The sequence below is a fragment of the Billgrantia bachuensis genome, from assembly GCF_011742165.1.
Lineage (GTDB): Bacteria > Pseudomonadota > Gammaproteobacteria > Pseudomonadales > Halomonadaceae > Halomonas > Halomonas bachuensis.
The window spans coordinates 1-14239 of record NZ_JAAQTO010000059.1; the positions used below are offsets into that span (position 1 = coordinate 1).

8 protein-coding genes are annotated in these 14239 nt (G+C 63.4%); 2 read left to right on the forward strand and 6 right to left on the reverse strand.

The genetic code is table 11. The features are described from left to right. Nucleotides 1-121 precede the first annotated feature (121 nt). Nucleotides 122-1276, reverse strand: coding sequence for a 4-phosphoerythronate dehydrogenase PdxB (gene pdxB / locus HBJ55_RS20360; RefSeq protein ID WP_167119477.1), 1155 nt, complete (start codon nucleotides 1274-1276; stop codon nucleotides 122-124). A gap of 130 nt (nucleotides 1277-1406) precedes the next feature. Here pdxB and HBJ55_RS20365 point away from each other — a divergent pair, with 130 nt between their 5' ends. Continuing rightward, on the forward strand, nucleotides 1407-1688 hold the full coding sequence (locus HBJ55_RS20365; protein WP_167119480.1) for a hypothetical protein: 282 nt from the start codon (nucleotides 1407-1409) through the stop codon (nucleotides 1686-1688). An 11-nt stretch (nucleotides 1689-1699) separates the two neighbouring features. Here the strand turns inward: HBJ55_RS20365 and HBJ55_RS20370 are convergent, their stop codons facing one another. From HBJ55_RS20370 to rlmKL, 3 genes are all read right to left on the reverse strand, one after another. Continuing rightward, complete coding sequence (locus tag HBJ55_RS20370) at nucleotides 1700-4699, reverse strand: EAL domain-containing protein (protein WP_206022788.1); 3000 nt, start codon at nucleotides 4697-4699, stop codon at nucleotides 1700-1702. A gap of 108 nt (nucleotides 4700-4807) precedes the next feature. Beyond that, nucleotides 4808-5161 carry a glutaredoxin family protein gene (locus HBJ55_RS20375; RefSeq protein WP_167119483.1) on the reverse strand — a complete coding sequence of 118 codons (354 nt, stop codon included), beginning with the start codon at nucleotides 5159-5161 and terminating at the stop codon, nucleotides 4808-4810. Nucleotides 5162-5236: 75 nt separating this feature from the next. Next, complete coding sequence (gene rlmKL, locus HBJ55_RS20380) at nucleotides 5237-7432, reverse strand: bifunctional 23S rRNA (guanine(2069)-N(7))-methyltransferase RlmK/23S rRNA (guanine(2445)-N(2))-methyltransferase RlmL (RefSeq protein ID WP_167119485.1); 2196 nt, start codon at nucleotides 7430-7432, stop codon at nucleotides 5237-5239. 281 nt (nucleotides 7433-7713) lie between these two features. Between rlmKL and rmf the strand changes: the two genes are divergently transcribed. Then, nucleotides 7714-7920 carry a ribosome modulation factor gene (gene rmf, locus HBJ55_RS20385; protein ID WP_111412507.1) on the forward strand — a complete coding sequence of 69 codons (207 nt, stop codon included), beginning with the start codon at nucleotides 7714-7716 and terminating at the stop codon, nucleotides 7918-7920. Nucleotides 7921-8041: 121 nt separating this feature from the next. Here rmf and HBJ55_RS20390 read toward each other — a convergent pair whose 3' ends face one another. Both HBJ55_RS20390 and HBJ55_RS20395 read right to left on the reverse strand, forming a co-directional pair. Further along, nucleotides 8042-9067, reverse strand: a complete 1026-nt coding sequence (locus HBJ55_RS20390; protein WP_167119489.1) for a quinone-dependent dihydroorotate dehydrogenase — start codon at nucleotides 9065-9067, stop codon at nucleotides 8042-8044. Nucleotides 9068-9206: 139 nt separating this feature from the next. Beyond that, on the reverse strand, nucleotides 9207-14045 hold the full coding sequence (locus HBJ55_RS20395) for an NAD-glutamate dehydrogenase (RefSeq protein WP_167119492.1): 4839 nt from the start codon (nucleotides 14043-14045) through the stop codon (nucleotides 9207-9209). Nucleotides 14046-14239 lie beyond the last annotated feature (194 nt).

Sequence of the window (14239 nt, forward strand, 5' to 3'; positions counted from 1 at the left end):
CTTGAACTCGGCCGAATACTTGGCCATGCAAAACCCCCTACGGTTGGATCAGTGTCCAACTTTCGGGGGTCAGTTCAGAATGACGGGCCCTTCGCGTTACCGAGACTCGTTGTCAGAAAAATCAATCCACATTCAGCCCGGCCCCCTGCAGCCATTGTGCCAACGCCTTGGCGTGCGGTCCCAATTCGACATTGAGCGTCGAGAATTCCCGGCGTAGCGGATAATGTGCCCGGCAGGCATCGAAACCCTTGGCCATGCCGAGCCGGCGGCTCTCGCGCTGCAGGCTGTCGTGATCACGGCGTACGTCGTATACCGTGCGCAGGCACAGCCGCAACGCCTCATCCGGCGTCAGCCCGCCCTGCAGTGCCAGCCGCGACACGGGCGGATCCGGCAGCAGGTCGGTCAGGGCGAGCCGCGTCGGCAGCCCCAGGTCACGCGAAAGAGCCGTATAGATCTGATGGGTGCCGCGCAGCTTGCCATCGAGGCTATGGCCGGCGATGTGTGGGGTAGCCAGCGAGGCTAGATCGCGCAGGGCCGGATCGATGCCCGGCTCCCCTTCCCAGACATCCAGCACGGCACTGATATCGCCCTGCCCCGATAGACGCTGACGCAACGCAGCACCGTCAATGCAGTCGCCGCGTCCGGCGTTGAGCACTAACGTGCCGGGAGCCAGTTCGGCGATGCGCTGGGCGTCGAGCAGGTGAAGGGTCGCATGCGGGCCTTCACGTACCAGTGGGGTGTGCAGGCACAGCACGTCACACTCGCCGATCAGCGTCTCCAGATCGGAGAAACCGTCGCTGCCCTCACGCTGTGCGCGGGGCGGGTCACAGACCAGGCATTCGAGGCCCATGGCAGCAAGGCGAGTGCGCAGCCGTCCACCCACGTTGCCCACACCGACGATGCCGATGCGGCGCTCGGCGAGTCGCCAGTCCTGGCACTCGGCCAGGGTGAGCAGGCTGCCCAGCACGTAGTCGACCACTGCTTCGGCGTTGCAGCCCGGCGCACTGGCAAACGCAATGCCGTGACGCGCCAGGGCTGCCTGGTCGACGTGGTCGGTGCCGATGGTGCAGGTTCCGACGAAGCGCAGCCGGGCACCTTGCGCCTTGGCCGCGTCGATGGTCGCCGCATCGAGCCGAGTGATGGAGCGGATCACCAGCGCATCGACATTGCGCAGGGCCGCGGCGTCGATCTCACGTCCCGGCAGCCTCACCAGTTCGCCCAGCGGGCCGAAGCAGGCCTCCGCGCCGGGTACGTTGGCATCGACGAGAATCCTCACGTTTTCTCTCCTTGAGGTGGCAGTGGCAAAGGCAGCTGGCGTGGCTTGTGCCGGCGGCGTTAAGCCTTACAATACCGCACGAACCCTTTGCGCTTCCTCCCGGTAGCGCCTCAATGTTGGTGGAGCCTCCGTGATCGTCCGCTGGGAAAGTGAACATGACTACGTACTGGTGCACATTCATCAGGACATGTTCGGTGACTGGATATTCAGCCGCGCCTGGGGGCAGATCGGCACCCAGTTCGGCGGGCTCAAGCACATGCTGGCCGACGATCACGATCAGGCGATGATGTGGCTGTCCGACGAGACCACCATCCAATCGTCGCGTGGCCTGCGCAAGGTGCTCGAAGTGGAAGCCGAGAGCGCCGAGGGCCGGGCCGCAGTACGCCAGCTCTCGCTGCTGGATTCGCTATAGGACTGCCTCAATTATTGATCTTCCTGTATGGCCTCGCTGGCATCGATCCAGTATTGCAGCAGACCCAGCAATTCCTCGCTCACTCCCTCAACCTGTCGGGCATGCTGCTTCACTTGCTCGTCGTCCTCATGCACCTTGAGTTGCAACGCCTCCTCGGCAAGCCGGTCGTAGACGGCGCAGAGCGCGGCGATCCGCGCCGTGTGCTCACCCCCTCTGACCGGTGATTCATCGAGAGCGGAGAGCCACTGCTCCAGTCGGCTCTTGCGACAACTCACCGTCGGCGGGTCGGCCAACTCACCTTTCAAGTAGTGCAGCAGGCCGGCAGCACAGGCGCGATGATCGACCATGGCATAAATGGCTTGCAACTCTTCCGGCCGGGCACGCTGACGCTGACGCCAGGCCGGATCGGGGCGCCACGACTCGAGCCATCCCGGAATCGCCTTCGCGGGCATGGGTCGGGCGATGGCGTAGCCTTGTCCCAACTGATAGCCCATCGCCAGTAGCATGCGCCCATGCAGCAGCGTTTCCACCCCTTCGGCAATGATGCCCCGGCGGAACGCGACGGCCAGTCCAAGTACGCCTTCGAGTATCGTCAGGTCCTCCGGGTCATCGAGCATGTCGCGTACGAAACTGCGGTCGATCTTCAGCACGCTGGCGGGGAAATGGCGCAGGTAAGTCAGCGAGGAGTAACCGGTGCCGAAGTCGTCCAGCGCGAACTCGACGCCAAACGCGCGACATGCCTTCATCACGGATGCCACATGAGCGACATCTTCCAGTGCGTTGGTCTCGAGCACTTCGAGCATGAGATCCCCATGCTTCACACTCGGATGGCGCGCGATCTCGGCGCGCAGCCGCTCGACGAAGTCGCCCTGCTGGAGGTGAATGGCATCGATGTTGACACTGACCGGCAGTCGGATGCCGACATTGGCCCAAGCCTCGAACTGACCCAATGCCTGGTTCAGTACCCATTCGCCCAGGTCGATGGCCAGGGGATGTTGCTGGATGACCGGCAGGAAGGAGGCTGGGGCCAGAAGCCCTCGCTCGGGATGTTGCCAGCGAATCAGCGCCTCGACACCGACGACCTCGCCGGTGGACATGTTGACCTTGGGTTGGTAGTAGAGCACGAACTCGTCATTGGCCAGGGCCTCACGCACGCGCTCGACGCTTTCATGGTGCCCGCGCACTGCGCGGTCGTGTTCGGCATCGAAGATATGAAAGCGGTTCTTGCCCGCCTGCTTGGCCTGATACATGGCCTGATCCGCCTGGCGAATCAGTTGCTCGGGCTCGATCTCGTCGTCGGGAGAAAAATGCACCACGCCGATGCTGCCCGACACGTAAAGGTAGGTCCCCTCGATCTCGATTGGCTCGGCGATGCGGCGCAACAGACGGGTGATGAGGACGCTCACGGTAGCCACATCGTTCTGTTCCGGCAATACGATGATGAACTCGTCCCCCCCGAGGCGGGCCACCGTATCGGCCTCACGCAGGGCCGACGTCAGACGCTCGGCAATTACCACCAGTACCCTGTCGCCGAAGTCATGCCCCAGACGATCGTTGATCTCCTTGAAGCCGTCCAGGTCGATGTAGGCCAACGACACCTTGCAGCCGCTGCGCCGTGCGGCCAACATGGCCTGGCGCAGCCTGTCGGCCAGCAGGATCCTGTTTGGCAGCTCGGTCAGGCTATCGAAGAACGCCATGCTCTGGAGCTGGCGCTCATGCTCCTTCTGCCGGCTGATATCGGTGAACACGGCCACGAAGTGCGAAACCTGGCCCTGCCTGTCGCAGACCTTCGAAATGGTGAGCAATTCGGGGTAGGTCTGACCGTTCTTGCGCCGATTCCAGAGCTCACCCTCCCAGGCCCCCTTTTCCAGCAGTTCCTTCCACAGCGCCTGGTAGAAGCTCTCCTCCTGTTGGCCCGACTGCAGCAAACGCGGGTTCTTGCCCAGGACTTCATCGCGACGGTAACCGGTAATCCGCGTGAAGGCTTCGTTGACTTCAAGGATATCGCCCTTGGCATCGGTAATGACGATACCCTCTCGCGCATGCCGGAACACACTGGCAGCGAGTTCGAGCTCTGACGTCTTGCTGGCAACCACCTGACGCAGCCTGACGTTCCAGACCACGATCAGGGCGACCAGCAGCGCTAGACCTGCCCCGTAAGGCCAATAGCCACGCCAGTCGAACCCGGCTCCGGGTAGCTCGACGCCGACCCACTTCTTGTGCAGCCGCTCGAGCGTACCGCTGCTGCGTGCATGCTCGATTCCCTTGTTCAGAATCGACTGCAGCAGGTGGTTTCCTTCCGCCACCGCCATGGCGTTGCGCCCCACGTATAGCGGCTCGCCGACTCGCTTCATTAGCTGATGGTGGCCACTACTGTAGAGGTAGTAGAGAACGATCTGCTCGTCGCCCACCATGGCGTCGGCATTGCCTTCCATCACGGCTCGCGCCGCGCTGGCAAAATCGTCGGTCTGGACCAGCTCGATCTCGATATCCAACGACGCCAGGTACTCCTTGGCATAGTCGCCGCGCTGCGTCGCGACACGCTTGCCATCGAGATCCGATACCCGCGCAATGTCAGGGCGTTTCGCGGCAACGAAGATGGCGGCGGGTACCTCGAACACTGTCTGTGTGAAATCGAACTGGCGATCGCGAGTTTCGCTATAGAAGAAACTCGTCAGGACATGGGCGTCACCGCTCAGCACGCGCTCCTGAGCCTGGTGGAAGACGGTGTCGGTCAACTGCGCGTGGAAGCCGGCCTCGGTGGCAATCCATTGAGCCAGCTCCACCATGATGCCATGACGCTCCTCGTTGTCATCGAGGAATTCGAACGGAGGATAGCGGCTCTGGCTGACGAAAACGATGGGTTCGTTCTGCTCCAGGAAGTAACGCTCTTCTTCGGTCAGCGGTATTCCACCTGGCTCCACAGCACTCTGCACCGTATCCGCGAGTGCCAGCAGTAACGTACAGCCCAGGGCAATGTACTGCCACCGCCGTCTTTGCGGTGCACTCATTTCCACCCCCTGTGCTTTCGAATCCATGCTTCAAGATTGTTGCCAAGCCGAGGAGTTCAAACCACCTCGAAGCTCAGTAGTGGCTGACGTTGGATCAATGTACCCGGCTCAGCCGAGATAGCGCCGTCCCGAGGGTCGCTGGTTTGTCCGCTCCCTCTCATCCCGTGCTTGTCCATGCGGCTCGAACTGCGCTCCCAGCCGCCGCCAGGCGGCTTCGTCGAGCCAGTGGCGCTCGGCCAGCCACGCCGCCAGCCGCGGCGGCTCGAAGCCCATGTCGAGTTCATCACCCGCTGCGTCCACCAGCACCGGAATACGCGCGCCGTAGCGCGCCATCAATGCCTCGTCCTCGCTGATCTCGATCTTCTCCAGTCGATATTCGCCATAATGCAGCGCGGACAGCATGGCCTCGAGCCGTTCGCACAGGTGGCAGCCCAGGGTGGTGTACAGCGTCAAGCGATTCATGCGGCCTCTCCTGAGCAAACCAGTGCAGAGTGAATATCGGCACAGTGCCGCAGAAATGAAGAGCAGAGAGAGATTTCACGTCGCTTCACGATGGCGAATCCGGAATACATGATGAATGTCGGGACGGCGTTGGAAGTCAGGATCGAAGGTACGCGCCGAGATGTCCTCCACCGTGAAGCGTTCAGCCAGGCCCTCATCGAGCTGAAAGCGGCGCTGATTGTTGGAGAACACCAAGGTTCCACCCGGTGCCAGACGCGCCATGGCAAGCGTCACCAGGCGTACGTGGTCACGCTGCACATCCAGGGTGCCCTCCATCTTCTTCGAGTTGGAGAAGGTCGGCGGGTCGAGGAAGATCAGGTCGAACTGCGCCTTGGCGGTTTCCAGCCAGCGCAGGCAGTCGTCGCGCACCACGCGATGACGCGCCGGATCGAGTCCATTGAGAGCGAAGTTGTCCCGCGCCCACTCCAGATAGGTATTGGAGAGATCCACGCTGACGCTGTCGCAGGCGCCGCCCGCCTCCTCGGTGCCGAGCGCCGCCTGCACCGTGGCCGCAGCGGTGTAGCAGAACAGGTTGAGAAAACGTTTGCCCGCTGCCATTTCGCCCAGCATGCGTCGCACCGGGCGGTGATCGAGGAACAATCCGGTATCGAGGTAATCGCGCAGGTTGACCCACAGCCGGGCTCTGCCTTCGCGCACCTGGAAGCGCTCTCCGCTACTGGCCTGCTTGCGGTACTGGGCCTTGCCGCTCTGCTTTTCGCGACGCTTGATCACTACCTGGCCGGGGTCGACGTCGAGAACCTCGGGGATCACCTGCAGCGCATCGAACAGGCGCTTCTGCGCCTGGCCAGCATTCACCGAGCGCGGCGGCACGTACTCCTGCACGTGGACTCGACCGTCATAGACATCCACCGCCAGGGCATATTCGGGCATATCGGCGTCATAGAGCCGATAGCAGGTTTCACCCGACTGCTTGAGCCATTTTCTGAGCCGCTTGCGGTTCTTCTCCAGACGGTTGGCGAACATCTGCGCGCCCTCGCTGCGCGACGCAGCGCTGGCGCCGGCAGCCTCCCCCTCGTGCCTCTCGGCGGGCACGTCGAGCAGCAGCAGCTTGGCCTCCAGCGGGCCGTTCTTCAGCGAATACTGCTTGTCGGCACGCAGCCCGATACGGTGGCCAAGGTCGGGGTTGGCGGTAAACACCGCCAAACGCCAGCCGGGAAAGGCTTGCCGCACACCCTTGCCCAAATCCCGGTAGAGCGTCACCAGCTCGGGCAGCTCACCTAGCCGTTCACCGTAAGGCGGGTTGGTAATGACCAGCCCCCGCATCTCCTCGCCCAGTTCGGCGGGTCGGTTCAATTGAGTGAGCGAAGCGCCGGTGAACTCGATCAGTGCGGGAATCCCGGCACGCATGGCATTGGATTTTGCCGCCGCCAGCGCAGGGGGGCTCTCATCGAAACCGAAGAAGCGGTTGCGACAGCGCTTGCGGCCGATGCTGGCGCGCGCTTCTGCCTCGCGCTTGAGTTCGGCCCACACTGCCTCGTCGTGCTGCGCCCAGCCGTGAAAGCCGAAGCGTACCCGGCCCAGGTTGGGCGCCATGTCGGCGGCCATCAGCGCCGCCTCGATCAGCAGGGTACCGGCACCGCACAGTGGATCGACCAGCGGTGCGCCATCGCGCAGGCGTTGCGCCCAGCCGGCGCGGATCAATAGCGCCGCGGCCAGGTTCTCCTTGAGCGGGGCATGGCCGACATCGCGTCGATAGCCACGCCGGTGCAGGCTGTCACCGGAGAGGTCCACGCCCAGCGTCAGCCGGCCCCGGTGGAGATGGGCGTAGAGACGCAGGTCGGGGTGTTGCAGATCGACGCCGGGGCGCGGCAGGCCGCGCGCCTGCAGGGCGTCGACCACGCCATCCTTGACGGTCTGGGCACCGAAGCGAGTGTGGCGAATCTGCTCGCTGCGCCCGTGGAAGTCCACCGCCAGGGTGGCACCGGAGCGCAGGTGGCTGGGCCAGTCGACGCCGAACACCGCTCGATGCAGCTCCTCGGGACGCTCGACGCCCTCCTCGCGCAGCAGGCACAGCACGATACGATTGGCCAGCCGCGACCACAGGCAGGCGCGATAGGCGATCTCGAGATCGGCCTGGAAGTGAACGCCGGCCACCGTCGTCTTGTGCGGCTCGGCACCGAGCGAACGCAATTCGTCGGCGAGCAGCTCTTCCAGCCCCTTGGGACAGGTGGCCAGGAAAGGCCGTATTTCACGTTGGGATGACTCTTTCATGAAGCGTTCCCGCCCCCTTCGGCCGGGCAATATTCCTTTCGTTACAAAATTGTCTCGGTCTTATGACGAAACATAGGTCGACAATGGCCCCCATGATGGGCTAAGAGTAGTCATGGTAGCTACTGTAAAGACGCATGCGTTTACTTGGCGGGTCTAGACTGGACTCGCATGACCTCGCTCTGCCGTCGTTAAAAGGATGCAATAACGGCTAAGCGATCGGTAGAACGCCGGGGCGTGCATGTCGTACGTCCCAAATTGGTACCTTGACAAGAGGTCATCCGATGAAAAGACAGAAACGTGATCGCTTCCAACGCGCCTATCTCCATGGCTACAAGGCCGGTATTTCCGGGCGCTCCCGCGACGACTGTCCCAGTCAGGATGTCAACATACGAGAATATTGGATGAGTGGTTGGCGTGAAGGCCGAGGAGACCAGTGGGCCGGCATGACCGGCGTCTCCGGGATTCACAAGAACCCGATGGTAATGTAGCGACTTTCCCACCAACCGATCGTCCCTTTGTCACCGCCAGTGTGGCAAGGAATGAGCTAAGCCCGCGCCTTGCGCGGGCTTTCTAGTTGCACGGCACGAACCATCCGCTCCCTCCGCCCTGCTACCCCTGTGCTCCGGCCGCCTTGATGGCCCGGGCACACTCTCCGACCAGACTCGGCCCACGATAGATGAAACCCGAATAGAGCTGCACCAGGTCGGCACCGGCCTCGACCTTGGCCAGCGCCGCCGCACCGCTGTCGATGCCGCCCACCCCGATGATCGGCAGAGCGGGCAGATGGTGGCGCAGTTCACGAAGCACACGATTGGAGGGCTCGAAGACTGGACACCCCGAGAGACCGCCCTGCTCGTCGGCATGAGGCACACCGGCAACCGACTCTCGCGATACCGTGGTGTTGGTGGCGATCACTGCATCGATCTCGCTCCTGGCGATGCTCTCGGCCACCAGCCCCACCTCTTCAGTGCTCATGTCGGGAGCGATCTTGACCGCCAGCGGTACCCGCCGGCCAGCGGCCTGGTCCAGCCGAGTGCCCGCCTCGCGTAGGCTGCTCAACAAGGCGTCGAGGTGTTCGCCGAACTGCAGGTTGCGCAGCCCCGGCGTATTGGGCGAGGAGATGTTCACGGTCACGTAGTCGGCATGGGAATGGACCTTCTCCAGACAGATAAGGTAATCGTCCACGGCACGCTCCACCGGCGTGGTGAGGTTCTTGCCGATGTTGATGCCGATCACGCCGTCGAAACGAGCAGCCTTGACCCGCGCCACCAGATGATCGACGCCGGCGTTATTGAAGCCCATGCGATTGATGATCGCGCCATGCTCCGGCAAGCGGAACAGACGCGGCTTGGGGTTGCCTTCCTGAGGCTTGGGCGTGACGGTACCGACCTCGACGAAGCCGAAGCCGAGTGCACCCAGCGCATCGAGATGGTCGCCATTCTTGTCCAGTCCCGCTGCCAGCCCTACCCGGTTGGGAAACCGCAGCCCCATCAGCTGCACCGGATCGTCGACGCGTGTCCCCGCCACCAGCCCCGTCAGCTTCATGCGATGAGCTAGATCCAGGGCAGTGAGCGCATGACCGTGGGCAGTTTCAGCGTCGAAGCGAAACAGGATCGAACGGGCAAGCGCGTACATGGCATCTCCTGGCAGTCGGCGATTGGTGGCTGGCGAGTGGCGCGGCGGGCGGATTATAGCAGCGCCGCAGGCCCAAGACGACGCACCCCGCCATGAGGACGGGGTGCGTCACTACGCCGACGGGAGAGACCGGTCTCGCTCAGGCCTCGCCGTTGCTCTCGGCCAGGTCGACCAGTTCGCGCACCGCCACGGCAAACAGCGGGAAGCTCGCCTGACTGCCGCCCCGAACCTCGGCGATCAGGCGGCACCAGCGTTCGTGCAGCGAAGCATGCATGGTCAGCCAGTTGTCGACTCGCTCGTCCGGCTCGCGTCCATCCTCGGTCTTGAGCACGCTGGTGGTAAGTGCCAGCTGTTGGCGATCGATGTCGTCGCGGAAGGTCTCGCGAGCCTGGGCCTGCCAGCTGTCGCGCACGTCGAGGTTGCTCACCTGCTGGATCATCCAGGGCAGCTCGAGTCGATCGCCGATTTCGAAGAAGACCTCGGCCACACGCTGCGGCTTCTCGTCGGTCTGGCGTGCCGCCTGGATGATCCCGAGTGCACCGTAGAGACTGCCCGACGCGGCCACCGTGGCAGCCAGTTCCTCGGGCACGCCGGCCTCGAGCAGCTCACCGCGCTTCTGCTCCCAACGGCTGTGCTCCTCGCCGCGCAGCAGTTCGCCGATCCCCTCCTGCAGTTGGGCCACGCGTGGCGCGAAGTATTCGATGGCATCGCGCGTGGAGAGGCCCAGCCGTTGGCGCAGGAACCAGCGGGTGGTGCGCCGGATCAGCCGCATCAGGTCGAGCATCATCGAATGCTGGACTTCGCTTGGCACCTGGTTGTCCAGTGCTTCGATGCGCTCCCACAGGTCGGAAAGCTGGAAGCTGTCGCGGGCGATGATATAGGCACGAGCGACATCGGCAGGGCTGGCCCCGGTGGAGTCGATGAGGCGGCGCACGAAGACGATGCCCATGTGATCGACCAGATCGTTGGCCACCTGTGTGGTGACGATCTCGCGCTTGAGGCGGTGAGCGTACATCTCGTCGTGGAAGCGCTCGACCAGGATGCCCGGAAAGATCCGCTCGACGTATTGCTGGATATAGGGATCGTCGGGCACGTCGGAGGCCAGCACGTCGCCCTTGAGCACGCTCTTGGCGTAGGAGATCAGCACCGAGAGTTCCGGATGGGTCATACCCTGCTCGGCGTTGGCACGCTCCTGCAGCTCCTCGTCGGAGGGCAGGAACTCGAGCTCTCGATCGAGCTGGCCGGCGGCTTCCAGCTCGCCGATGAAGCGACGATACGGGCCGATGCCATAGCGCGACAGGATTTGCGAGAGATCCAGCGCCTGGGTCTGGCGATAATTGTCCAGGATGACCAGTTCGGCCACCTCCTCGGTCATGTCGGCAAGCAACTGGTTGCGCTGCTTCTCCGTCATGTCGCCGCGTTTGACCACCTCATCGATGAGGATCTTGATGTTGACCTCGTGGTCGGAGCAGTTCACCCCACCGGCGTTGTCGATGAAGTCGGTATTGACCAGTACGCCCTTGGCGGCGGCCTCCATGCGGCCGCGCTGGGTCAGCCCCAGGTTTCCGCCCTCACCGACCACGCGGCAGTTGAGCTCACGTCCGTTGATGCGCAGCGCGTCGTTGGCCTTGTCGCCGACCATGGCATCGGTTTCCTGGCTGCCCTTGACGTAGGTGCCGATGCCGCCGTTCCACAGCAGGTCGTACCGCGACTTGAGCATGGCGCGGATCAGATCGTTGGGCGAGAGCCGCTCCTCCTCGATGCCGAATACCTCCTGCATCTGCGGCGTGATCGGGATCGACTTGGCGCTACGCTTGAACACGCCGCCGCCTTCGGAGATCAGCGACGCGTCGAAATCCTCCCAGCTGGAGCGCGGCAGCTGGAACATACGCTGGCGTTCGGCAAAGGTGGCGGCGGCATCGGGGTGCGGGTCGACGAAGATGTGCAGATGGTTGAAGGCACCCACCAGGCGAATCTTGTCGGAGAGCAGCATGCCGTTGCCGAACACGTCGCCGGCCATGTCGCCGATACCGAGCACGGTGAACTCTTCCTGCTGGGTATTCAGACCCAGATTGCGGAAATGGCGCTTCACCGACTCCCAGGCGCCACGTGCGGTGATGCCCATCTTCTTGTGGTCGTAGCCATTGGCCCCGCCGGAGGCGAAGGCGTCGCCCAGCCAGTGGCCGTACTCGACGGAGATCTCATTGGCGATGTCGGAGAAGGTCGCGGTGCCCTTGTCGGCCGCCACCACCAGGTAGGCATCGTCGTCATCGTGACGCACCACGTCCTTCGGCGGCACTACGTCGCCGCCCACCAGGTTGTCGGTGACATCAAGCAGCGCGCGAATGAAGGTCTTGTAGCAGGCGATGCCCTCCTGCTGGATGGCGTCACGGTCGCCGCCTTCGGGCAGGCGCTTGCAGACGAAGCCCCCCTTGGCCCCCACCGGTACGATGACCGCGTTCTTGACCTGCTGGGCCTTGACCAGGCCCAGCACCTCGGTGCGGAAGTCCTCCTGACGGTCCGACCAGCGCAGCCCCCCGCGTGCGACCTTGCCGCCACGCAAGTGGACCCCCTCTACACGCGGGGAACAGACGAAGATCTCGAAGACCGGGCGCGGCTTGGGCATTCCGGTGACCCGCTTGGGATCGAGCTTGTAGGCGATGTAGTCCTTGAACCTTCCATCGGCGGTTTGCTGGTAGTAATTGGTGCGCAGGGTGGCCCGGATCAGCTCCATGAAGCGGCGCAGCAGTTGGTCGTCGTTGAGGCTGGCGACGCCGTCGAGGTGACGGTTGATGCGCTCTATGCAGGCTTGAACCTCGCTCTCGCCAGGACGCTGCTCGGGATCGAAGCGCAGCTTGAACAGGGTGACCAGCTCGTGAGTGATCTCCGGATAGCTCGTCAGCGTGGTGGCGATGTAATCCTGTGACATGCCGAAGCGAATCTGCTTCAGGTAGCGGGCGTAGGCGCGCAGCATGGCGACCTCACGCCAGTCCAGGTTGGCAACGATCACCAGGCGGTTGAAAGCGTCGTTCTCGGCCTCCCCGGCCCAGATGCGCTTGAACGCCTCGATGAAGGGCTCGCGCATCTTCTGCAGGCTGACTTCGGTAGCGGTATGGTGTTCGAGGTTGAAGTCATGCAGCCAGTAACGCATCTCGGGCGTGACGAACTCATAGGGGCGCTCGCCAATGACGCGCAGCCCCAGGTTTTCCATCACCGGCAGCACGTCGGAGAGCGGAATCGGGCGATCGCGCTGGAACAGCTTGAGATTGACGCCGCTGCCCTCCTCCTCCACCAGTCGATAGAGGGTGAGCGCCAACGGCTCGCCGGCGTCGAGGTCGGCCAGGTGCTGCAGGTCGAACACCGCGGTACGCGAACCGAAGTCATCCCGGTAACTGGCCGGGAAAGCATCGCGAAAGCGGTCCATCAGCCGGTTGGCCTGCTCCTCGCCGAAGCCCTCCACCAACGCCTCGTGCAGCTCGTCGCGCCAACTGCGGGCCAGCTGGGCCACCTTGGCCTCCAGGCGCTTGAGGTTGACCTCGCGGGGGGTATCGCCGCGAAAGCGCAGGATGAACTGTATGCGGGCGAGTATCGATTCGGAGAGATAGGTATTGAAGTCGCCGAAGGTGGCGTCGAGCTCCTCGCACAACAGGTTCTGGATGCGCACGCGCAGGTCGGTGGAAAAGACGTCGCGCGGCACGAACACCAGGCAGGAGTGGAAGCGCCCGGAGCGGTCGGTGCGGATGAACAGGCGCACCCGCCGACGCTCGCGGATGTCGAGAATGCCCAGTGCCGTGTCGGCAAGCTCCTGGGTGTCGATCTGGAACAGGTCGTCGCGCGGGTAGACCTCGAGGATCTGCAGCAGTTGCTTGCCGTTATGCCCCTTGGGGTTGAAGCCGGCAATCTCCATCACTGCCTTGAGCTTGCGTCGCAGCAGCGGAATGTTGCGCGGCGACTCGTTGTAGACACTCGAGGTGAACAGGCCCAGGAAGCGATGCTCACCGATGACCCGGCCCTGCTCGTCGTAGCGATCGACCGAAATGTAATCCGGGTAGGTGGGCCGATGAACCCGGGCATGATGCGCGCTCTTGGCGAAGGAGAGCAGTTGAGGCACCAGCACGAAGCGATTGCCCTCGATGCCCAGCTCGGTGCGGATGCGCTCCTGGTAGCGCGGCAGGTCCAGGCGGAACACGCCGAGCTCGCTGCCCGTCTCCTTGGCCAGCCGGTCGCCGTCGGCGTCGGACTCGATGGTATAGGCGTCGTAGCCGAGGAAGGTAAAGTTGTCGCGTACCAGCCACTCGAGAAACGCAATCGCCTCTTCATGATCGCCTGGCTCGATCTGCTCGGGGCGCGCGGCCTTGAGTTCGGTGACTACCTCGCGGGCGCGCTCGCTCATCGCCTCGTAATCGCCCACGGCGATGCGAACGTCACGCAGCACCTCCTGCAGCGACTGCTCGATATCGGCCAATACCTCGGGGTTGGAGTGACGATCGATCTCGATGGCAATCAACGACTCGCGATTGTCGGGAGCATTCGCCTCGCGCGGCGAACCGACCTGCAGCAGGTCGTGGCTACGGTTGCGCTCCACCGCCAGCACGGCATTGTGAATCGCATGGACGGTCAGGCCACGCCGGTTCAGCTCGATGCGCACCGAATCGACCAGGAACGGCATGTCCTCGTGCAGCACGGCGACGAAGGTGTGCGAGGACTGCCAGCCGTGCTCCTCGAAGTCAGGATTGAAAACGCGCACCTTGGGCGAGGCGTGATCGAAGTGCTGGATGAAGTGCCATACCGACAGGGTGGCCCCATAGAGGTCGTCCAGCCGACGATCGGCCAGATCCTCCAGGGGAACCGTGGCATAGAAGTGGCGGGCGAAGGCTTCTACTTCGTCGGCCCTCGCCTTCTCGAGTCGGCTGTCCAGGCGTTCGCGCAGCTGCTTGAGAATTTCCTGCCGGCCAACTTCGATCGTCTCGTATTGCATCCCTCACCTCGGCTGCCTGGGGCCGTGTCTCGGCCCTGGGAAAGAATCGGCGTGACCCACGGTCACGTGTCGGGAAGCTTACTGCAGCCCTGCGCCACACCCTACCGACTTGCCAGTCTTCTCATGGAGCATGTCGCTTGTGCATCAAGACGGGACGTTTCGCTACTTGACAACGCCACCCCCTTCCGAATGAG